The sequence below is a fragment of the Saccharothrix violaceirubra genome, assembly GCF_014203755.1.
Classification (GTDB): domain Bacteria; phylum Actinomycetota; class Actinomycetes; order Mycobacteriales; family Pseudonocardiaceae; genus Actinosynnema; species Actinosynnema violaceirubrum.
Window position 1 is genome coordinate 2,859,565 of the sequence record NZ_JACHJS010000001.1, and the last position, 19,899, is coordinate 2,879,463.

A 19,899-nucleotide genomic window follows, 5' to 3' on the forward strand; every position below is an offset into this window, starting at 1 on the left:
GCGAGGGGGCCTGCGGGGGCCGACCTGGTCGCACGAGGGTCCGGGGATCCCGCGGTGTCCCGTTCGGCGTCCAGGCCGGACGGGGCGACCGGTCGGGGAGCGGGCAGGGCGTCGGCCGCCCGGTCGAGTCCGGTCGGTGAGCCCGCGCCGGTGGCCGCCCGGTCGTCGGCTCCGCGTCGAGGCGAAGCGTCCCGGCCGGTCGTGGGCAGCGGTCCGACATCGCCCCGGTTCCGGGTGGGCGAGCCCGTGACTTCGGTGCCGCGATCATCCGTCGACGTGGCAGGCGCGGTCATGCCGATGATCCAGCGAACGGAGTCCGACAGGACCCCTGCCGCGCAGGGAAGTCCGGAAGGGGAAGCGCGGCGGACCGGAGTGGCGGGTCTGCGGCGGGTCACGCCGTCGCCGACCCGGGCCGCCCGGCAGGACCTGCCCATGCGCACGTTGCCGGTCGTGGGAACGGCCATGGCAGGTGAGTTGGTACCGCCGGCGGCAAGCCCCGACCGGCCCACCGTGCGACGGCCGTCCTCGGCGCCGGTACTGGGCGAGGCGTTGAGCCGCGTCCCCGACACCGCTGCCACCCCGGGACGGGAGTCGGCGCGGCGGACGACCCCGTCGCGCGAACCGGACCGCGGTCGACCGCCGACGGAACAACCGTCCCTGGTGGTTCCGTTGACGCGAAGCGAAGCGCGTCTTCCCGGCGGCGAAAGCGGACCGCTCGTCCCGCTGCTGGGAGACCGTCCCCTGACGCCACTGCTGCGCGTGGAAGGCGGCCCGCCGACGCGACGCCCGGTGGTCCGGCCGCGCTGGACCCCGGCCCCGGACGTCGGCGTCCAGCGCACGACCCCTCGCCACGCCCCGCCGCCGCGTGGCCCCCTGACGATGCCGGTCGCCGGGTCGACCCAGCGGACGGCCACACCCACGTCGGAAGCCTTGCCGGACAAGGGGATCCCGAAAGCGCACCCGACGGTCACGACATCGAAGACGACCACCTCCCCGAAGCCCGCCGACTTGGCGAAACCGGCCAAGGACGAGCACGAGCAGATCGACCCCGACCGCCTGGCACGCCGGCTGATCGAGCCGGTCGCCCGGTTGCTGCGCGCCGAACTGCGCAGTGGCCGCGAGCGGTCCGGACGGCTGCACGACCGCTGAGCCCCGACAGGAGCGCACCCGCATGACCGACGTATTCGCCAGCACCGTCTTCTTCCGGCTCTCCGTGGCCGGCAACGACCTCGGCGCGTTCCACACCTGCCAGGGACTGGGCGCGCAGTTCGAGGTCGAGCAGTACGCGGAGGGCGGCAACAACGGGTTCACGTGGCAACTCCCCTCGCGGATCACGTGGTCCCCGGTCACCATGACCCGGCCCGTCACCGCCGACTCGGCCAAGGTCCTCAAGTGGTTCGGCGAGGTCGAGCGGCGGGCCGAGCGCAAGGACGGCGAGATCGTCGCGCTCGCACCGGACCTGACGCCGATCGTGCGGTGGCAGGTGTTGGGTGTGCTGCCGCTGCGCTGGCAGGGACCTTCGTTCGACCCCAGCGGGTCGCAGGCCGCCGTCGAGACGCTGGAGTTCTCGCACGAGGGCCTCGAAGCGTCCTGACGCGGGAAGGAGGACCACGTCGTGGCACGCCGACCCGGAGCGAGCCTGGTCAAGGCCCGCCTGGTGATCATGGAGCCGCCCGTCCGGGTGGGCGCGAAGCCGGGCGCCCGGTTGTCCACGGTCGCCTTCCAGTTCAACCCGGGCACGTTGGCGCTGGAGAAGTCCGTCGAGTGGCGCCGCCAGCCCGCCCGGATGGCCGGTCAGGCGTCGATGCCGGAGTTCGTCGGCAGCGGACCCCGCACGCTGAGCGTGGACGTGTTCCTCGACGCCACCGCCACCCACGACAACTCGGTCGAGACCAGTGTGGAGAAGCTGATGGTGGCCTGCGTGCCCACGAGGAAGAGCATCGGCGCCCGCAAGCCCGCCAGCCCGTGGGTGCGCTTCGAGTGGGGTGCGGCCAAGTCCGTGTCGTTCGACGGCGTGCTGTCCGGTCTGTCGGTCGCCTACTCGCTGTTCGACGTGGACGGCAAGCCGTTGCGCGCCACGTGCTCGCTGTCGATCGAGGAGGCGGGCGTCGACACGCCCGGCCAGAACCCCACGTCGGGGTCGCGGGAGGCCCGGCGCGCGCACCGCGTGGTCGCCGGGGACAGCCTGCCGCAGTTGGCGTGGCGGGAGTACGGGGACCCGGCGGCGTGGCGGGTGATCGCGCGGGCCAACGGCATCGACGACCCGCTGGCCCTGGTGCCCGGCACGGAACTGCTGCTGCCCGGCGTGGACGAGGTCGAACCCGAGGAGGCCCGATGAGCAACACCGCGCGGGGCGGACGCGCGTTCGCCGCGTCCCCGGTCGTCGTGGCGAACGGCCCGGTCGACGGCCCGTGGGACGACGAGCTGGTGAGCTGTGTCGTGGACGAGAACGTCGGCCTGCCCGACACGGCCGTGCTGACCTACCACGACGGCACCCGGGAGTTCCTGGCCAAGACCGGGATCACGATCGGCTCGCCGCTGCGGATCTCGGTGGCCTCCGCGCGCACCGGTCCGCCCGAGCCGCTGTTCGACGGCGAGGTCACGGCCGTGGAGATGGACGTGGACGGCACCGGCGCGTACACCGTGGTCCGGGCGATGAGCAAGGCGCACCGGCTGTTCCGGGGCCGCCGGGTCGAGGCGTTCCGGAACATGACGGCGTCCGCGATCGTCGCCAAAGTCGCGAAGAACGCCGGTCTCGCCGTCGGGAAGGTCGAGACCTCGCGGATCACCTACAAACACCTGAGCCAGCCCGGCATCTCGGACTGGGACTTCCTCCAGTCGTTGGCCCGCGAACACGGCGCGGTCGTGCGCGTGGACGCCCGGGGCCGGCTGGAGTTCACCAAGCTCACGCCCGCCGCCAAGGCCCCGGCGCCGTCGACCTCGGCCGACAAGAACCCGCTGGTGCTGGAGTTCGGCCGCAACCTGCTGGCGTTGCGGGCCGGGCTCAGCAGCGTCGAGCAGGCCAACGGCGTGGAGGTGCGCGGCTGGGACGTGGCCCGCAAGAAGCCTTTGGTGGCCGTGCGCAACAACACCAGAAGCAAGACCACCGACCCCGGTCTGTCCGCGTTGACCGCGAGCCGGGCGTTCCGCACCAAGAACCGGACGCTGGTGACCGACGTCCCGCACGCCACCCAGGCCGAGGCCACCGCCGCCGCCCAGTCGCTGGAGGCGTCGATCAGCGCCGGGTTCGCCGAACTGGAGGCCGTCGCCGAGGGCAACCCCAAGCTGCGGGCGGGCGTGCCGATCGCGTTGGGCAACGTCGGCGACGCGTTCACCGGCCGCTACACGCCGACGGCCGTGACCCACGTGCTGGAACCGGACCGGGGCTACCGGACCACGGTCGTGGTCAGCGCGTCGCACGACCGTTCGCTGGCCGGACTCGCCGCGGGCGGTGTCCACGACCACCGCATGCCCGGCCTGGCGACGGGCGTCGTCACCGACATCCGCGAGGAAGGCGGCCAACGCGGCTGGGTCCGGCTCAAGTTCCCCTGGCTGGACGACAAGTACGTCACCGACTGGGTCCGCACGGTCCAGCTCGGCGGCGTGGGCGGCGGCGGGGTGTTCAGCCCGGACGTCAACGACGAGGTCCTGGTCGGGTTCGAACAGGGCAGCCTCGACCGGCCCTACGTGATCGGCGGCCTCTACAACGGCGTGGACAAGCCCTCGCCGCACGACAAGCCGCTCGTCGACCGGGCGAGCGGCAAGGTCAACCGGCGCTCTCTGGTGTCCCGCAAGGGACACCGGCTCGAACTGCTCGACGCGCCCGGCGCCTCGGGCGTGCGGCTGGCCAGCGGTGACGGCCGCCTGGAGGTGAAGGTCGACCAGAGCCGCGGCCGCGTGGAGCTGCGCGGTCCGGGCGGCGGTTCGGTGGTGCTCGACCGCACCGGCATCACGCTCGACGCGCGCAACGGCGTGGTCCAGGTCAAAGGTCGGCTGATCCGGCTCAACTGACAGGAGGTCCGACATGCCCAAGGCCGCCCGGGTGGGCGACAAGACGTCCCACGACGGCACGCTCGCGGTCCCGTCGCAGGCCGCGCTGGCGATGAAGATCGCCACCGTCCTGATCGAGGGCCGACCGGCCGCCGTCATGGGCTGCGTGCACGTGTGCACCCAAGGCCCGCACATCCGGCTCGCCACGGCCAACGTGCTGCTGCCCCGGCCCGGACCACCGCCGACCGTGTTCGTCGGCGGCGCTCCGGCGGCCGTGGTCGGCGACCGTTCGGTGTGTCAGGCGACCATCCGCTTCGGCGCGACCACGGTGGAGATCGGCGGTGGGCGGTGAACGACTTCATCGGCCGCGGCTGGGGTTTCCCGCTGCGGGTCGACCCGACCGGCGGCATCGGCATGGTCGACCGGGACGTGGAGATCCAGCAGGCGATCCGGCTGATCCTGGCCACCGCGCCCGGCGAACGCCCGATGCGCCCCGAGTTCGGCTGCGGCATCCACGAGCACGTCTTCGCCACCGCCGACCACGCCACGGCCGGCGACATCGCCCGCGAGGTGCGCGTCGCGCTCGACCGGTGGGAGCCGCGCATCGAGGTCGCCGACGTCGTGGTGGCCTTCGACGCGGTCGAGGTCGGCACGCTCTACATCGACGTGCACTACACCGTCCGCACCACCAACGACCGGCGCAACCTGGTGTTCCCCTTCTACACGATCCCCGCCGAGGAAGGAGGCGGTACCTGATGGTGCTGCCCGCACCGAACCTGGACGACCGGCGCTTCCAACAGCTCGTCGACGAGGCCAAGCGCTACGTCCAGCAGAGCTGTCCGGAGTGGACGGACCACAACGTGTCCGACCCCGGCGTCACGCTCATCGAGACGTTCGCGCACATGGTCGACCAGTTGGTCTACCGGCTCAACCGGGTGCCGGAGAAGAACCACCTGGCGTTCCTCGACCTGCTGGGCGTGCGGCTGTTCCCGCCCACGGCGGCACGCGCGGACGTCACGTTCTGGCTGTCCGCGCCGCAGCCGGACACCGTGCTGCTGCCGGTCGGGACCGAGGTCGCCACCGGCGGCGGCGACGCGGACGAGGCCGTGGTCTTCGCGACCTCGGCCGAGCTGCCGATCGTGCCGTCGTCGTTGACCAGGCTGGTCACGGTGTCCGCGCGCGGCGACCACGTGGACCGGACCAGGGACCTGGACTCGGGCCGGGACGTGCCGTGCTTCCAGGCCCGACCGGAGGCCGGCGACGCCACCCTGTTCGGGCTGTCCGCGCCGGTGCCGCGCTGCGCCGTGGTGCTGCGCCTGGACAGCCGGGTGGAGGGCATCGGCGTCGACCCGCGGCAGCCGCCGCTGGTGTGGGAGGCGTGGGACGGGCACGACTGGGTCGCGTGCGCGGTCGACTCCGACGCCACCGGCGGTCTGAACCGGCCCGGCGAGGTGGTGCTGCACGTGCCGGCCGGGCACGCCGCGTCGGTGGTCGCGGGGCACCGGGCGGGCTGGCTGCGGTGCCGGGTCACGTCGCCCCTGGCCGACCAGCCCTTCTACAGCGAGTCGCCGACCGTGCGCGAGGCCGAGGCGTTCACCATCGGCGGCACGACGACGGTGGAGCACGCCGAAGTGGAGACCGACGTGGTGCTGGGTGCTTCGGCGGGCGTGCCGGGGCAGCGGTTCCGCCTGCCGACCGCGCCCGTGCTGGTCGACGGGCCGCCGGTGGTGGTGCAGGTGTCGAACGGCGCGGGCTGGGACGACTGGACCGCGGTCGAGGACTTCGGCTCGTCCGGGCCCGACGACCGGCACGTGGTGCTGGACGCTGCCCTCGGCGAGATCTGGTTCCCGCCCGCCGTGCGCGAACCGGACGGGACGCTGCGGCGCTGCGGGGCCGTGCCCGCGAAGGGCGGGATGATCCGCGTGCCCCGATACCGGACCGGTGGCGGGCGTGCGGGCAACGTGGCGCGTGGCGCGATCTCGGTGCTGCGCAGCTCCGAGCCGTACGTGTCGACCGTGGAGAACCGCGAGGCCGCGTCCGGCGGCGTGGACGCGGAGACGGTCGACGAGGCGAAGGTGCGGGTACCGCACCAACTGCGGGTGTGGGACCGCGCCGTGACCGCCCGGGACCACGAGTTGATCGCGCACCAGGCCGTGCCGTCGTTGGCCAGGGTGCGCTGCCTGCCGGAAGCGGGCGGCGCGCGGGTGCTGGTCGTGCCCGATGCCGTCGCCGACTCGGGCGACCGGCTGCGGTTCGAACAGCTCCTGCCGTCCGACGAGGTGCTCGCGGCCGTGGCGCGGCGGTTGGACGAGCGTCGCCTGTTGGGCACGCGCCTGGTCGTGGAACCGCCGCGCTACCAGGGGATCACGGTGGTGGCCAGGCTGGTGGCGTCGTCGGGCCGCGTGCACGCCGAGGCGCTGGACGCGCTGTACCGGTACCTGAACCCGTTGCGCGGCGGGCTGGACGGCACCGGCTGGGATTTCGGCCGCGCGGTGGGCTACGGCGAGGTTTTCGCGGTGTTGCAACGGGTTCCGGGCGTGGCGTCGGTGGCGGAGGTCAGGATGTTCCCGGCCAACCCGCTCACCGGGGAACGGGGCGCGGCGACCGAACGGGTGGAGCTGGCGCCGAACGCGTTGGTGTTCTCGCAGCAGCACCAGATCGCGGTGGGCGCCCGATGAGGGCCGCGCTGCCGTCGTTGCCGAGCACCCACCCGATCGGTGCGATGCTGCCGTCGCTTTATGCCGCCGACGACTTCGCGTCGCGGTTCACGTCGGGGTTGGACGCCGTGCTGTCCGCGATATTGTCCACTTTGGACTGCATCGCGGCCTACGTCGACCCGGTGCTGGCGCCGGAGGACTTCGTGGAGTGGCTGGCGTCCTGGGTGGCGGCCGACCCCGACCCCGCGTGGCCGCTCGACCGGCGTCGTGAGGTGGTGCGCCGGACCGTGGACCTGCACCGGCGTCGGGGAACCGCGCGGGGGTTGGCCGACCGGTTGGCGCTGGCGCCGGGCGTGCGGGCCGAGGTGGTGGACGGTGCCGGGACGCGGTGGTCGAGCACCCCGGACACACCGTTGCCGGACGCGGCGGACGTGGTGGTGCGAGTGTACGAGGGGGACCGCGCGGCGGTGGAGGCGCTGGTGGCGCCGGTGTGCCCCGTGCACGTCCGGTGCGTGGTGGAGACCGCGTCGTGAGCGGGCGGTCGTGCCCGCAGTGCGGTGCGGCGGTCGGGGAGTCGGACGAGTTCTGCGGGAGCTGCGGCAACTACCTGGGCTGGGACACACCCCGACCCGGCCCGGTGCCGGACACCGGTACGCCGCCCGGATCGGATGTGGCCACGCCGCCGGACCGCGGGTCGCCACGCGACGACCCACCGCGAGCGGGCTCGACCGGCCGGGGCCCGGTGGGCGCCGCCGCATCGGGTGTGTCGGAGGGACATGTCGTACCAGGTGTGTCGACGGGCGCCGCCGCGTCGGGCGTCTCGGAAGGTGATGCCACGCCAGGCAGGTCGGTGGGCGCTGCCACGCCGGGTGCGTCGAGGGGGGACGTCGGGTCGGCGCCCGGTTCGGGTGCCGCGCCCGGTGCGTGGGTCGACGTGCCCGCCGAGTCCGATCGACGAGACCTGTCCCGCTCCGGGGCGGCGGGCGGCGTCGGCGAACCGCGGTCGGAGCGGGAGGCGGGGTACCTGGGGCCGGTGGCTCCCGGGCGGCCGGACGCGAAGCGGCCCTTGCCGAGCACGCACGTCGACGGTGCGGTGGACGGGCCGCCCTGTCCGCGTTGCGGCGTGCCCAATCCGCCGGGGCGGCGGTTCTGCCGGCGGTGCGGGGAACCGTTGTACGACCAGGCCGTCGCCTCGTCCGGGCGTCGGCGCAAGCGGCGGTGGCGCGGAGACCGGTCGCGGTGGCTGCGGCGGTCGGCCGCCGCGGCGGTGGCGGTCGCGTTGGCGGTCACCCTGTGGGTGTTCCACCCCGAACTCCTCGCGCTGTGGGAGGACCTGCGTGACCGGCTCGCCACCCCGGCGCCCGTCGCGCCCACGTCCGTGACCGCGAACGCCGCCGTCCCCGACCACCCGGCGACCGCGGCGGCCGACGGGTTGTCCAACCGGTACTGGGGTGCGCCGGCCGTCGGCGACGCGGTGGAATTCGGCTTCGCCGCGCCCTTCCGGCTGTTGTCGGTCGTGGTGCACACGGGGGCGTCGGCCGAGAAGGACGGGTTCGCGGCGCAGGCCCGGCCGTCCGCGCTCGACATGGTCGTGACCACGGCCGACGGCACCACCCGGACCGTGCCGATCACGCTCGCCGACCAACCCGGCCCGCAGCGCACCGACACCGGCATCGGGAACGTGGTGCGGGTACGTCTCGTCGTGCGGTCCGCGACCGGTCTCGGCGAAGGCCGGCACATCGCCCTGGGCGAGGTCGAGTTCTTCCGCCGCCCCTGAGACTCCCGCCGCCCCGGGGACTTCCGGGCACCGTCCGGGTCGGCGAGGGCAGCGTGCGGCACGGGTCGTGCGCATCGGGCGCATCATCGAGGTGCGTCCCCGAACAGTCGAATCCATTGTGGACGGAGAGGGTGGGGTATGGACATCGCGGTGGTCACCGGACCCGGCGGACCGGTCGGGGCGGCGGCCGTGCGGGCGCTGTCGACCAGGTTCGACCTCGTCGTCGGCCACGACGTCGACCGGGACGACCCGGGCGCGGTCGACCGCGTGCTGCGCGAGTACGGCACGGACGTGCGGCTCGTGGTGCACACGGCCGCCCACCCCGGTCCGAAACCCGCGCCGGACTCGTTCGACCGGGCGGCGCCGGTCGCCGTCGCCCTGCTCGACGCGGTCCTGGCCCACTGCCCGGACGCGGTGGTCGTCGTCGAGTCGACGGTCGACGTGCACGGCGACCTCTCCGGGTCGTTACCCCTGGTCGAGTCGACGACCCGGTGGGATCTCGACCCGACCCACCCGTGGTACGAGCACGGCGTGGACAGCACGGTGTTCGCCGACCGCGTCGACCGGGACCGACGGGCGGTGGGCGTGCTCGCGGCCGACCTCGCCGCCCAGCACTACGCCCGACGGCACGGCCTGGCCGTCGGCGTCGTCCGCACGGGCCCGGTGGCCTCGGACCGGTACGGCCTCCCGGCCCGGCTGGTGCGCGCGGCCCTGACCGGCACGTTCACCATCCGCGGGCACGGCGGCAAGCAGGTGCGGGACGTGCTCGACGTGTCCGACCTGGTGGAGATGTTCTGGCACTACTACCGGGCGCCCCGGCCCGGCGAGGTCTACCAGGCGGGCGGCGGCCGGGCGCGTGGCCACTCGGTGCTGGAGGTCATCGGGACGTACGAGCACTTGTCCGGCCGTGAAGTGCGGTTCGAGTACCTCCCGCACACGCCCTTCGCCGAACCGCGCTGGTGGCTCACGGACACCCGCGGGTTCCGCCGCGACTACCCGGGCTGGCGGCCCACCCGCGCCCTCGCGGACATCCTGACCTCGGCGGATGCGTTCTGGAGAACCTCGGTAGACGCGTTTGAGAGGACGTGAAGCCGCGTCTCGCACACTCGGAGGGGCATTCCGGGGACTGTGGGAGGCAGTGGTGGAGAAGCGGATCCGAGTGGTGGTCCAGGCCGCGGACCAGCTCAGCGCGGCCGGTCTGGTCGGTTTCCTCGAGGCCCGACCCGAGATCGTGGTGCTCGACGCCGACCGGCGGGACGAGGCCGACGTCGCGGTGCTGGCGGTGGGTCGGTTGGACGAGGAGGTGGAGGCGGGCCTGCGCCGGCTGGCGGCCCGTGCGCCCGTGCCCGTGGTGCTCGTGCTGGACGAGATCGAGGAGACGGACGTGCTGACCGCCGCCGAGTGCCGGGTGGTGGCCCTGCTGCCCCGGTCCGGCGCGACCGGCGAGCGGGTGGCGCGCGGCGTGCTGGCCGCCGCGTCCGGCGGCGGGGTGATGCCACCGGGCATGGTGGCCGACCTGCTCGACCACGTGCGCCGACTGCGTCGGCAGCTGACCGCGCCCGCGTCGGAACGGGGCCGGTTGACCACCCGTGAGGTCGAGGTGCTGCGCCTGATGGCCGACGGGCTGGACACGGCCGAGATCGCCACGACCCTGTCGTACTCGGAGCGGACGATCAAGAACGTGTTCTACGGGATCACCAGCCGCCTCAACCTGCGCAACCGGCCCCACGCGGTCGCCTACGCGTTGCGCCGGGGAGTGATCTGACATGGCCGGCTCCACGACCGACAAGGCCCGCATGCGCCACGCCGTGGACCTGGTCGTCCGCGACCTCAGGGCCCGCGACCCGCGCACCCACACCGACTGGACCCTCTCCGCCGAGGGGGTGATCCAACCCCCACCCCCCGACCCGCGCGAGTCCTCCGCTCAGACACCCTGAAATACGCATTCGGACACCGTGAAACACGCGCTCGGACACCAGACCGACCGTGGACCGGCATCAGCCCGACCCGCCCAGCAGCCGTCGCACATCCCATTCGGCGCCGAAGCCCCGGTAGAGCGCCACGGCCTCCTGCCGCACGTCGGCCGCTCTCGGCGTGCGGCCCAACAGGGTCGCCGCGTCGTCCAACGTCCGGGCCGCCTCGTAGGCACGACCGACCGAACGATAGTGCGCGGCCACCGCCAACAGCCCGTCCGGATCACGGTCGAACAACGCACGGCAACGTCGCGCCGCAGCCGCCGCACGGGCCACCGACGTCTCCCGGGCCGCCTCCAGCTCGCACGCCTCGACCGCGCCGAGCGCGGTGTCCCGGTCCTCGATCCGCGACGCGAGGCGCACCAGCTCGGGCAGCCACTGGTGGCGCAGGGTGGTCTCGACGGCGGTCCGGGGATCGAGCATGGCGGCCAGCAGCTTGACCGCGCCCTCGTGGTCGCCGCCGCGCTCGGCCGTCGTCGCCTGCGCCGCCACCAGGAAATCCCGGTTCTCCAGGTACGCCACGGTCACCTGCGGCATGTCCGCCCCGGCCGCCAGGTGGGTCCGCAGCCCGACCTCGTCGTCGCGGTGCGCGGCGATCAACGCGGCCACGCCGTGCACCAGCACCGGTCCGCCCTCGCGCAACCCGAACCCGGTCAGGTCCGGGTCGTCGGCGAGCAGGCGGTCCAGCCGCGTCACGGCGTCGTCCCAGTCGCCGAGCCAGAACCGGTGCACGGCGGCGCCCAGGTGCAGGCTCGCGGCCGGTGTGTGCTCGCCGGCCACGGCGAACGCCGACCGCATCGTCTCGGTCGCCTCGTCCAACCGGTCCAGGCACTGGAGGGTGAACACCCGGTTGTCCAGCAGTACGAGCCGCAGGTCCGTCGTCGCCGGGTCCGAGCCGACCACCTCCAACGCGTGGTCCAGGTGGCCGACCGCGCTGAGGTAGTCCCGGCGCACGGCGTCCACCTGCCACAACACCTCCAGCGCCTGGCCGATCGCGAACGGGTCGCCCGCGCGGCGGCCCGCCTCGATGGCCTGGCGCGCGCTGTCGGCCGCCGCGTCCAGCTCGCCCACGCCCGCCCGTCGCACCAGTCCCAGCAACGACAGCAGCCGGGCCCGCCAGGTGTCGGTCAGGGTGGTGTCCACGAGCGCCTCGCGCAACGCGTCGAGCGCGGCCCGCGGCCGGGACGAGCGGAACGGCACGTAGGCCAACGTCCACCGCGCCTCGGCGATCCGGTCCGGGTCGCGCAGCCGGGGGAGCGCACGACGCGTCCACTCCTCGGCTTCGGCGTCGAGCCCGATCCGGAACAGCGCGTTGCCCAGGCAGGCGGCCAGCACCGGCTGCCGGTCGTCGGACTCGTCGAGCGAACGCAGACAACGCCGCAGCAGGTCCGCGGCCACCAGCGGCGCCCGGTGCACCAACGCCGGCGCACGCGTCGCCATCCACTCGACCGCCCACCCGCCGATGCCGTCCGGGACCGCGAGCAGTTGCCCGGCCACGTGCTCCACGGGCGCGTCGGCCGCCGCCAGTGCCTGCGCGGCCTGGTGGTGCAAAGCCCCGCGCACGGCCGGGGACGTGCCGTCGTGCAGCGCCTGCCGGATCAGCGGGTGTCGGAACGCCATGCGCGGCCCGGCGTCGCGCAGCACTCCCGCCGCGAGGGCCTCGGTGAACGCCGGCAGCAGCGCGGGCACCGGCCGACCGAGCACCACCGACAGGTCGCCCACGGCGAACTCGCCGCCCAGCACCGCGGCGAACCGCAACACCTCGCGGGTCGGCGCGGACAGGAACTCCAGGCGGTCGGTCACGGCCGACACCAGCGACGGCGGCGTCCGGTCCAGCACGTCCGGCGGCACGTCCGCCAACGGTCCCTCGAACCGCACCGCGTGTTCCCGGACCAACGCGTCGGCGACTTCGCGCGCGTAGAGCGGGTTGCCGCCCGCACCGGCGGCGATCCGGCGCAGCCCGGGACCGGGCTCGCCGCCGACGCGGGCGGCCAGGATGTCCGTGACCGCCCCGTCGGTCAGCGGAGCGAGATCGAGCACGACGCCACCGGCCGCCACGTCCCGCCGCAGGCGGGTCACGCCCGCCGGGCGCGGCACCGGCCGGGCGGCGCCGATCAGCAGCAGCGGCAGCCGACGGGTGCTCGCGGCGAGCATCCGCCACAGCTCGACGCTGCCGTCGTCGGCCCACTGGAGATCGTCCAGGGCCAGCACCAGCGGGCGTTCCGCGCACAACCGCTCGACCAGGGCGGCCAACCGGTCCACGGCCTGCGCGACCGGATCGCCGGCGAACACCGACCCGGCCGCCGACCGGCGGTCACGCAGCGCCGCCGCGATCTCCGCGCGCCGGGGGTCGGGGGAGAGCACGTCCACGCCCAGGCAGTCCAACGTGGGCCGCAGCGGGAACCGCGTGCCCAGTTCGTCGGCCACGGCGTGCGCCACCTCGTGCCCGGCGGCGGCGGACCCGGCCAACACCACGTCCAACAGCGCGGACTTGCCGATGCCCAGCTCGCCCTCGATCCACAGCGCCCGGCCACGCCCGCCGGCGAGATCGCCGACCAGCCCGCGCACGACCGCGATCTCGGGGTCGCGTCCGACCAGCACCGGACCGGCCGGACGTGCCACCGGGGCCGGGCGGGGCGCGGGCCGTGCGGGTCCGCCGCCGAGTACCCGTTCGTGCGCGGCCCGCAGCCCGGGACCGGGCTCGACCCCGAGTTCGTCCCGCAACACCCGCCGGGCCTCGCGGAACACCTCCAACGCCTCCGCGCCGCGTCCGGCGTGGTGCAACGCCGACATGAGCAGTTCGCGCGCCCGTTCCCGCAGGGGTTCCTCGGTGACCAACGCGCCCAGGTCGGCGATCACGTCCGGGTGCGCGCCCGACGCCAGCGCGGCCTCGGCACGAGACTCCCGTGCGGCGGCCCGCACCTCGCCCAGCCGCAGCCGCTGCGCGTGGGCGAACGGCCCGTCCAACCCGGCCAGCGGCGTGCCCCGCCACAACGCCGACGCCTCGTCCAGGAGCCGTACGGCGTCCGCCGGCCGGCCCTCGTCCACCGCCGACCGCGCCCGTCGGCGCAGGTCCTCGAACCCGGCCACGTCGGACGCGTCCGACCCCAGGACCAACCGGTACCCCGGGCCGACCGACTCCAGCAGCCGGGACGCCGCACCGCGCGGCCGCTCGGGCTCAAGTGCCTTGCGCAGTGCGGAAACGTAGGTGTAGACGCTGCCTTCCGCGGTGGCCGGCGGCTCGTCGCCCCACACGGCCCGGACGATCTCGTCCCGGCGCACCACGACCCCCGGCCGCAGGGCGAGCACCGCGAACACGCCGCGTTGGCGTGCCGACCCGAGCACGACCTCCCGCCCGCCCACCCAGGCCCGCACCGGACCCAGCAGGGCGACTCGGAGGGATCGGTCCGCTGTGGTCATGACGCTCCGGTTTCCTGTGGTGGTCCTCGTGCGACGACGTCGTCACCCGGCTGTGGAGCAGGACATCGGGAACGGGAAACTCCCCCTTCCCATTGTTCCGCAAAGCCGGGATGCGCTATTCGAAAGCCGATTCGAAAGCCCGCCGACTGCGGTCCCCGCGCGGATTCCGGCGCCGAACGGGTCATGACGTGCCGTCCGCCAGGTGACGCGCCACGACGTCCGCCGGGGCACCGGCCTCGGCCAGCACCCGGGCGGCCTGGCCGTGCAGGGCGGTGCGCACCGCGGCGGGCATACCCCGGTACAACGCCCGGCGCAGCAACGGGTGGCGGAACGCCAGGCGGGGGCCGGCGTCGGCGAGGACACCCGCCGCGGCGGCCTCGTCGACCGCCGCCACCAGGTCGGACACCAGTTCGCCCGCGACGGTCGCGACGTCGCCCGGTGCGAACTCGTCACCGAGCAGGGCCGCCCACCGCAGCACGGTGACCGTCCCGGGCGACAGGAAGTCCAGCCGGGCGGTCAGCGCGGACGCCACGGCCCGGGACAGGTCCCGTCCGGTCTCCACGACCCCGTCGCGGAACGCGAGCGCCCCGTCCCGCAGCAGCGCGTCCACGAGTTCCGTGACGTAGCGGGGGTTTCCGCCCGCCTGCTCGCACAGGCCGCGCAGGACGGGACCCGGTGGAGCGCCCACCATGCCGGTCACGAGCGCGACCACGTCGTCGGCGGGCAGACCGCCCAACCCGACCACCTCGCCGCCTTCGAAGTCCGCCACCGCCCGCCGCGCGCGGGCCACGTCCGCCCGTCGGGGCACGGGCCGTGCCGTCGCGATCAGGAACAGGGGGCGGCGGGTCGTGTGCGGCAGCAGGTCGGTCCAGAACCGGACGGTGTCCTCGTCGACCCACTGCAGGCCGTCCACCACGAGGACGAACGGGCCGTCGGCGCACAGGTCCTCCGCGTGGCGGCCGTCCACGGCGTCGAGCAGCACGCGCAGCGGGAGCCGACCGTCCACCTCGTCCCCGGTCACCCGTGCCACGCGGCGGTCGGCGAGCCCGGCGGCCAGCAGCGCGGACTTCCCGATCCCGGGCTCGCCGTCCAGCCACAGCGCCCGCCCCGGCGGTCCGCGCAGCAGGTCGAGTTCACGGTGTCGTCCGACGATGCCGGTGCGCGCGACCTCGACGGACGGCGTGCGTGGCGGGCGCGCGACGTCGCCCACCACGCGCTGTCGGGCGGTGCGCAGCGCGGGGCCGGGCTCGATGCCCAGTTCGTCGACCAGCACGCGCTGCGTGTCCTCGTAGGCGCGCAACGCCTCGGCCTGCCGACCGCCCAGGTGCAGGGCGGTGATCAGCAACGCGCGCAGCCCCTCCCGGACGGGGTGTTCGACGACCAGGCCGGACAGCTCGGCGATCACGTCGGCCACCCGGCCCGCGGCCAGCGCCAGGCCGGCTCGCGCCTCGACGGTCGCCAGCCGCAGGTCGGCCAGTCGGGCGCGCTGGGCCAGCGCGAACGGTCCGGGCACACCCGAGAACGCCGCACCCCGCCACAACGCCAACGCCCGGTCCAGTTCGGCCAGCGCCCCGGCGTCGGCGAGCGTCCGCGCGTGCGCCCGGTGCCGCTCGAAGCGGTGCACGTCGAGCGCGTCGGGTGCGACGTCCACCAGGTAACCGCCGCCGGTCGACACGATGATCCCGCCCGCCGAGCGCCGGGACCGCCGGGGTTCGAGGGCGCGGCGCAGGCCGGACACGTGGTTGTAGAGCCCGGCCTCGGCGGTGGCCGGTGCCGCGTCGCCCCACACGCCCGCGACGAGTTCCTCGCGTGAGACCGCCCGCCCGGCCTGCGCGGCGAGGACCGCGAAGACGGCCTGCCGCCGTGCGGGTCCGAGATCGACCTCAAGCCCGTCGCGCCGCACGCGGACGGGGCCGAGCAGTTCGACGGTGAACGTGCCGGGTCCGGTCACGTCGGGTCACCGGGTCGGCGCCGCGTGCCGCGGCTGTTCCACTTCGGCGAACCGCATTCGCCGGTGCCGGTCACGCGATCGGACATGGCTTCGACGCTAACGACAACGGGATCGTTTGTCATCGTCCGGGAAGATCGATTCCTGTCCGGACAGGGCGTGACCTGGTGAGAAGTTCCCATCGGATGCGGATGTGTTCCACTGTGGACCGACGGCCTGCGGAAATCGCGCGGCCGGCGCACTCGTGCCGATTGCGACCGCCGTTTTGCGGAATAATGAATCGGCACCCTATGTACGGAATGTGACGACGCTTACTTCGGGTGCCAGACGGCGCACGGCCGACGGCGACCCCATGAACTCCTGCTGGTCCGTGTGACACCTAAGATCATCGTGCGGGCCGGTCGGCCCGACATCCCGGTAGTGCTGAGGAGTGAAGGTGACTGCTGTGCCCGATTCCGAGGCATGGGGACGAGAGCTGGCCGGTGCCTTCGAGGTGCTGCTGGGCAAGCCGCTCGACGCGTTCCGGGCCGGGCCCGAGTACGCGCTCTACCACTGGAACGACATGTTGCAGTACGACATCCTGGAGGACTTCCTCGCCGGCACCGCGGATCAGGACGCGACGGCAGCCGCCGAGGCGGACGACCACCCCTTCAGCCCGGACGAGTGGACGTTCGACCACGGGCGGTCGATCTGGCTGTTCACCGAGGACGCACTCGACGCCGAAGGCCCGTTCGGCGAGACGGTCGGCGCGGCCCTGAAGGCGGTGTCGACGGCCGTCGACGACAGTGAGTACGCCGTGTCCGGTGTGGACTTCGCACGCGTTCTGGCCGAGCACCGCGACGCCATCGACGGGATCGACGGCGAGGAGCTGGTCGGGGAGGTGTCGCTGCTGCTGCGGATCGACACCGACGGCACGCTGTTCGACGCGATGCGCGCCGCCACGTGGACCACCGGCGGCCCGGAGACCCTGGTCGCGCTGGACGACGACGTCAAGGTGGCGCCCGAGTGGGCCGAGAAGCTGCTCGGCGTGCCGGACGTCCGGCTGCGGGGCCACCTGGGGATGCTGTCCCTGTGCGCACAGGACGCCCGGTCCGACGGCGCGTACTACCTCGGTCCCGGCGACCACTCCGGCGACTTCGCGTCGATCGCCCGACGGCCCGGTCACCAGCCGGTGGCCGGCTGGGAGTTCGGCGAGGGCCAGGCGTCCTCGGTGATCTTCCAGGTCGGCTGACGGATCGCCACCGCGGGAGCGCCGACGGGACACGACGTCGATCCGTGTCCACTCGTTAGGCTTGGCACGCGACGGGACTCCGGTCGTGGTGGTCCGAGGTCGATCGGAAGGCGGGCTGGATGTCCGGGTGGGCGGAATTCGGCGAGCGCTTCGCCGAGACCTTGCGTGAAGTGACCGATCGGGTCTTCCTGGTCGTGTTCCTCCAAACGGACCCGAAGGTGTACGTGCAGTTCGCAGGGGAGAAGCACGAGCTGCACGCCCAGGCCGCCGGGCCGGAAGTGGTCCCGTGGGCGGACTTCGGCGGCATGGTCGAGGCGGGGTGGGCGGCGCCGTCGGGTTTCGACCCGCCCAACTGGACGTTCGCGTTGCCGCTGCCCGCGGCCGACGCGGACTACTCCGCGCCGGCGGCGCGCTGTGTCGTGGCACTGCGGGACGCGTTCGCGCTCTCGGGCCCCGATGGGTTGGTGTACAAGGCTTGGCGTGACGGCGAGTGGCCCTTGGCGGGGGAGACGTGGTCGCCGGAGCGGATCGCGTCACGGGACGTCGGCGAGAACCCGCTCGTCCTGTCCCGCCTGGGTTTGCCGTCCGTCCAGGGGTGAGCCGGGCGGGCCGCCTTGATGGTCGATGTGGCAGTGGAACGTGCGACCTCCTCGCCGTCGACAGCCTCGGGTGTCGACGGCCCGGGACCCGCCACGTCCGCACCGGCAACGTCGCCGTGCCGGCCCGGCTATCGGCAGGAGGTCATTCCTGTCAACCCTTTAAGGTCGGGACTAAATCGGCTCGATGGGCGGAAGGTCGACGACCGCGTTGCGGTCCGCCGTCACCGGGCAATCAAGATTTCATCGTATGTCTTATCGGCGACAGGTCGCGTGTGGGACAATCTGCCGTCTGTTCCGCTGGTGGAAACCGTCCAATCGGGACCTGTGCCGTCGAATCAGGACTCCCGTTGTCCGGGCGGTTGCGGGTCGGGTGTCGATCCGGTTGTGGTCAGGTTCCGCGGCGGAGTTGACAGCCGAGTCGGCGTCAGTATCGTGGAATGCGAGTGTCGTGAGAGGTGGGGATCCGGTTCCGGGTGCGGTCTGTATGCGGTGTGGGGGTTCTGCGTGGACGTGCGTATTGCCGGTGTGGTCGAACCGGATCCATCTTCGAATACCTGCCAAGAGTCGGACGATCCGGACAGTCGATTCACACTCGTCACCCTGCCCGTCTGCGACCTGCTGCGCAGCGAATCTCCGCGCACAGCCGGCGAGAGCGAGGAGCATGCGAAACTGCTCGCGGAGTCGCACGGAGAGCTGCCGCCTATTCTCGTGCATCGGGAGACGATGACGGTGATCGACGGAGCGCACCGGTTGCGGGCAGCCGAACTGCGAGGCGAGCGGATGATCCGTGCGCAACTCTTCGACGGCTCCGAGATCGACGCATTCGTGCTCGCGGTCGAGGCGAACACCACACACGGGTTGCCGCTGTCGCGAGCCGACCGCCTCGCCGCCGCCACGCGGATCATCGAATCGCGTCCCCAGTGGTCGGACCGTGCGGTAGCGCGGGTCGCGGGCATCTCGGCGCGGACGGTGGGGGTGATCAGGCGCCGGGCAAGTGCGGACCGTGCTCAGTTGCCTGCCCGCGTCGGGCGGGACGGGCGGACGCGCCCGCTCAGCACCGCGGCCGGCCGCAGGATCGCCGCTGATCTGCTCAGGTCGAATCCCGGCGACTCGTTGCGGCGGATCGCCGCTGCCGCGGGCATCTCGACGGGGACCGTGCGCGACGTGCGTGATCGGATCGACCGAGGTGAGGACCCGGTGCCGCCGAAGTCGCGACGGGCGGAGGAGCACGCGGTCGAGGTCATCGCGCCAAGGGTGGGCGATTCGCTGTCGATCGCGCGGAACTTGAGGATGGACCCGGCGTTGCGGTTCAGCGAGACCGGTAGGTCGCTGATCAGGCTCCTCGACGCGCACGTGCCGATCCTGGAGGACAGGGAAAGGCTCGCCACCAATGTGCCGCCACACGCTGCGGGAATGGTGGCGGAGTTGGCGCGCGGTTATGCGGAAATTTGGCAGAGATTCGCGCGCGAGGTAGAGCGGGGTGGCCGCTGAACTGCGGTACTCCGGTTACGATACGCTTGGCGGATGTCAGTCGTTCGCAGGGTGCTGTCCGTGTTTCCAGGTCCGGTACAGGCGCTCGCGCTCAAGCACCGCGAGGTGCTGAAATTCCTGTTCGTCGGTGGTGCGAGTTTCCTCGTCACCTCGGCTTTGAACTACACGCTGAAGTTCACCGTCCTGAAAGCGAAACCCGTCACCGCGCTGGTCGTCGCCACCATCGTCGCCACGATCGTTTCGTACATCCTGAATCGGGAATGGTCCTTCAGCACCAGGGGTGGTCGCGAGCGTCATCATGAAGCCGCGTTGTTCTTCCTCATCAGCGGTGTCGGTGTGGCATTGAACTCGGTCCCCTACGCCCTTTCGCGGTATGTGCTGCAGCTTCAGGTCCCGCACGTGGGCCTGCTGGCGCAGGAAATTGCCGACTTCGTCAGCGGCATGGTCGTGGGTACGCTGATCGCCTCGATCTTCCGATTTTGGGCGTTCCGCCGCTGGGTATTCCCGGTGGAGGGGGCGCGTGTACCCCGGAAGGAGTACGGGCAGGAAGGCGTCGATCGGGCCGCGTAAAATTCGGCGGACAAATTCTGTGCAACACATTGGAGCTTCGCGAGTCTCTCGCTAGATTTGTCCGTGCGGGGAGGAAAATCCCTTCCGGCATGTCGATATCGGTGGGAGAAACGCTATGGAAGAGATCAAGCCGGGTGAGTACGAGCAGCCGTTGATGGTCGAGATCGGTGACTTCGCCGAGCTGACCAACGGCATCGGCAGCCAGAACCCGTGGGACACCGCCTGGCTGTGGGACTGAGAGAC

19 protein-coding genes are annotated in these 19,899 nt (G+C 73.0%); 17 read left to right on the plus strand and 2 right to left on the minus strand.

Features of this window, described 5'->3' with window-relative positions:
- Nucleotides 1-297 precede the first annotated feature (297 nt).
- The 12 genes from F4559_RS13655 to F4559_RS13710 all read left to right on the plus strand — a co-directional run bounded on the left by F4559_RS13655 (nucleotide 298) and on the right by F4559_RS13710 (nucleotide 10,361).
- Complete coding sequence (locus F4559_RS13655) at nucleotides 298-1,149, plus strand: hypothetical protein (protein WP_184668910.1); 852 nt, start codon at nucleotides 298-300, stop codon at nucleotides 1,147-1,149.
- A gap of 22 nt (nucleotides 1,150-1,171) precedes the next feature.
- Complete coding sequence (locus F4559_RS13660) at nucleotides 1,172-1,594, plus strand: phage tail protein (RefSeq protein ID WP_184668912.1); 423 nt, start codon at nucleotides 1,172-1,174, stop codon at nucleotides 1,592-1,594.
- Between the two features lie 21 nt (nucleotides 1,595-1,615).
- Nucleotides 1,616-2,338: a CIS tube protein gene (locus tag F4559_RS13665; protein WP_312865628.1), complete on the plus strand. Its 723-nt coding sequence runs from the start codon at nucleotides 1,616-1,618 to the stop codon at nucleotides 2,336-2,338.
- Nucleotides 2,335-4,011 (plus strand): VgrG-related protein, encoded by a 1,677-nt coding sequence (locus tag F4559_RS13670; protein WP_184668914.1) that lies wholly within the window; start codon nucleotides 2,335-2,337, stop codon nucleotides 4,009-4,011. The genes F4559_RS13665 and F4559_RS13670 overlap by 4 nt, the downstream gene beginning before the upstream one ends.
- Nucleotides 4,012-4,024: 13 nt before the next feature.
- The gene (locus tag F4559_RS13675) at nucleotides 4,025-4,342 is read left to right on the plus strand and encodes a PAAR domain-containing protein (protein WP_184668916.1); all 318 of its coding nucleotides are present in this window, start codon (nucleotides 4,025-4,027) and stop codon (nucleotides 4,340-4,342) included.
- Nucleotides 4,339-4,746, plus strand: a complete 408-nt coding sequence (locus tag F4559_RS13680) for a gp25 family contractile injection system sheath assembly initiator (protein ID WP_184668918.1) — start codon at nucleotides 4,339-4,341, stop codon at nucleotides 4,744-4,746. Before F4559_RS13675 ends, F4559_RS13680 begins: the two co-directional genes overlap by 4 nt.
- Complete coding sequence (locus F4559_RS13685) at nucleotides 4,746-6,668, plus strand: putative baseplate assembly protein (protein WP_184668920.1); 1,923 nt, start codon at nucleotides 4,746-4,748, stop codon at nucleotides 6,666-6,668. The genes F4559_RS13680 and F4559_RS13685 overlap by 1 nt, the downstream gene beginning before the upstream one ends.
- Nucleotides 6,665-7,180 (plus strand): phage tail protein, encoded by a 516-nt coding sequence (locus F4559_RS13690; RefSeq protein ID WP_184668922.1) that lies wholly within the window; start codon nucleotides 6,665-6,667, stop codon nucleotides 7,178-7,180. The genes F4559_RS13685 and F4559_RS13690 overlap by 4 nt, the downstream gene beginning before the upstream one ends.
- A gap of 317 nt (nucleotides 7,181-7,497) precedes the next feature.
- A complete protein-coding gene (locus F4559_RS34965; protein ID WP_312865629.1) occupies nucleotides 7,498-8,424 on the plus strand; it encodes a zinc ribbon domain-containing protein in 927 nt (308 codons plus the stop codon).
- A 138-nt stretch (nucleotides 8,425-8,562) separates the two neighbouring features.
- Complete coding sequence (locus F4559_RS13700) at nucleotides 8,563-9,513, plus strand: NAD-dependent epimerase/dehydratase family protein (RefSeq protein WP_184668926.1); 951 nt, start codon at nucleotides 8,563-8,565, stop codon at nucleotides 9,511-9,513.
- Between the two features lie 52 nt (nucleotides 9,514-9,565).
- Nucleotides 9,566-10,189 (plus strand): helix-turn-helix transcriptional regulator, encoded by a 624-nt coding sequence (locus F4559_RS13705; protein ID WP_184668930.1) that lies wholly within the window; start codon nucleotides 9,566-9,568, stop codon nucleotides 10,187-10,189.
- Between the two features lies 1 nt (nucleotide 10,190).
- On the plus strand, nucleotides 10,191-10,361 hold the full coding sequence (locus tag F4559_RS13710) for a hypothetical protein (RefSeq protein ID WP_184668931.1): 171 nt from the start codon (nucleotides 10,191-10,193) through the stop codon (nucleotides 10,359-10,361).
- A gap of 60 nt (nucleotides 10,362-10,421) precedes the next feature.
- Here the strand turns inward: F4559_RS13710 and F4559_RS13715 are convergent, their stop codons facing one another.
- Nucleotides 10,422-13,817, minus strand: coding sequence for an ATP-binding protein (locus F4559_RS13715; protein ID WP_184668932.1), 3,396 nt, complete (start codon nucleotides 13,815-13,817; stop codon nucleotides 10,422-10,424).
- A 181-nt stretch (nucleotides 13,818-13,998) separates the two neighbouring features.
- Nucleotides 13,999-15,768, minus strand: a complete 1,770-nt coding sequence (locus F4559_RS13720; RefSeq protein ID WP_184668934.1) for an ATP-binding protein — start codon at nucleotides 15,766-15,768, stop codon at nucleotides 13,999-14,001.
- A 433-nt stretch (nucleotides 15,769-16,201) separates the two neighbouring features.
- Between F4559_RS13720 and F4559_RS13725 the strand changes: the two genes are divergently transcribed.
- The 5 genes from F4559_RS13725 (at nucleotide 16,202) to F4559_RS13745 (ending at nucleotide 19,894) form a co-directional block, all read left to right on the plus strand.
- Nucleotides 16,202-16,996: a hypothetical protein gene (locus F4559_RS13725; RefSeq protein ID WP_184668935.1), complete on the plus strand. Its 795-nt coding sequence runs from the start codon at nucleotides 16,202-16,204 to the stop codon at nucleotides 16,994-16,996.
- A 119-nt stretch (nucleotides 16,997-17,115) separates the two neighbouring features.
- Nucleotides 17,116-17,595 (plus strand): TY-Chap domain-containing protein, encoded by a 480-nt coding sequence (locus F4559_RS13730; RefSeq protein ID WP_184668936.1) that lies wholly within the window; start codon nucleotides 17,116-17,118, stop codon nucleotides 17,593-17,595.
- A gap of 504 nt (nucleotides 17,596-18,099) precedes the next feature.
- Nucleotides 18,100-19,086, plus strand: coding sequence for a ParB N-terminal domain-containing protein (locus tag F4559_RS34970; RefSeq protein WP_312865630.1), 987 nt, complete (start codon nucleotides 18,100-18,102; stop codon nucleotides 19,084-19,086).
- 33 nt (nucleotides 19,087-19,119) lie between these two features.
- A complete protein-coding gene (locus F4559_RS13740) occupies nucleotides 19,120-19,656 on the plus strand; it encodes a GtrA family protein (protein WP_184668938.1) in 537 nt (178 codons plus the stop codon).
- Between the two features lie 115 nt (nucleotides 19,657-19,771).
- Nucleotides 19,772-19,894: a lasso RiPP family leader peptide-containing protein gene (locus tag F4559_RS13745; RefSeq protein WP_184668939.1), complete on the plus strand. Its 123-nt coding sequence runs from the start codon at nucleotides 19,772-19,774 to the stop codon at nucleotides 19,892-19,894.
- Nucleotides 19,895-19,899 lie beyond the last annotated feature (5 nt).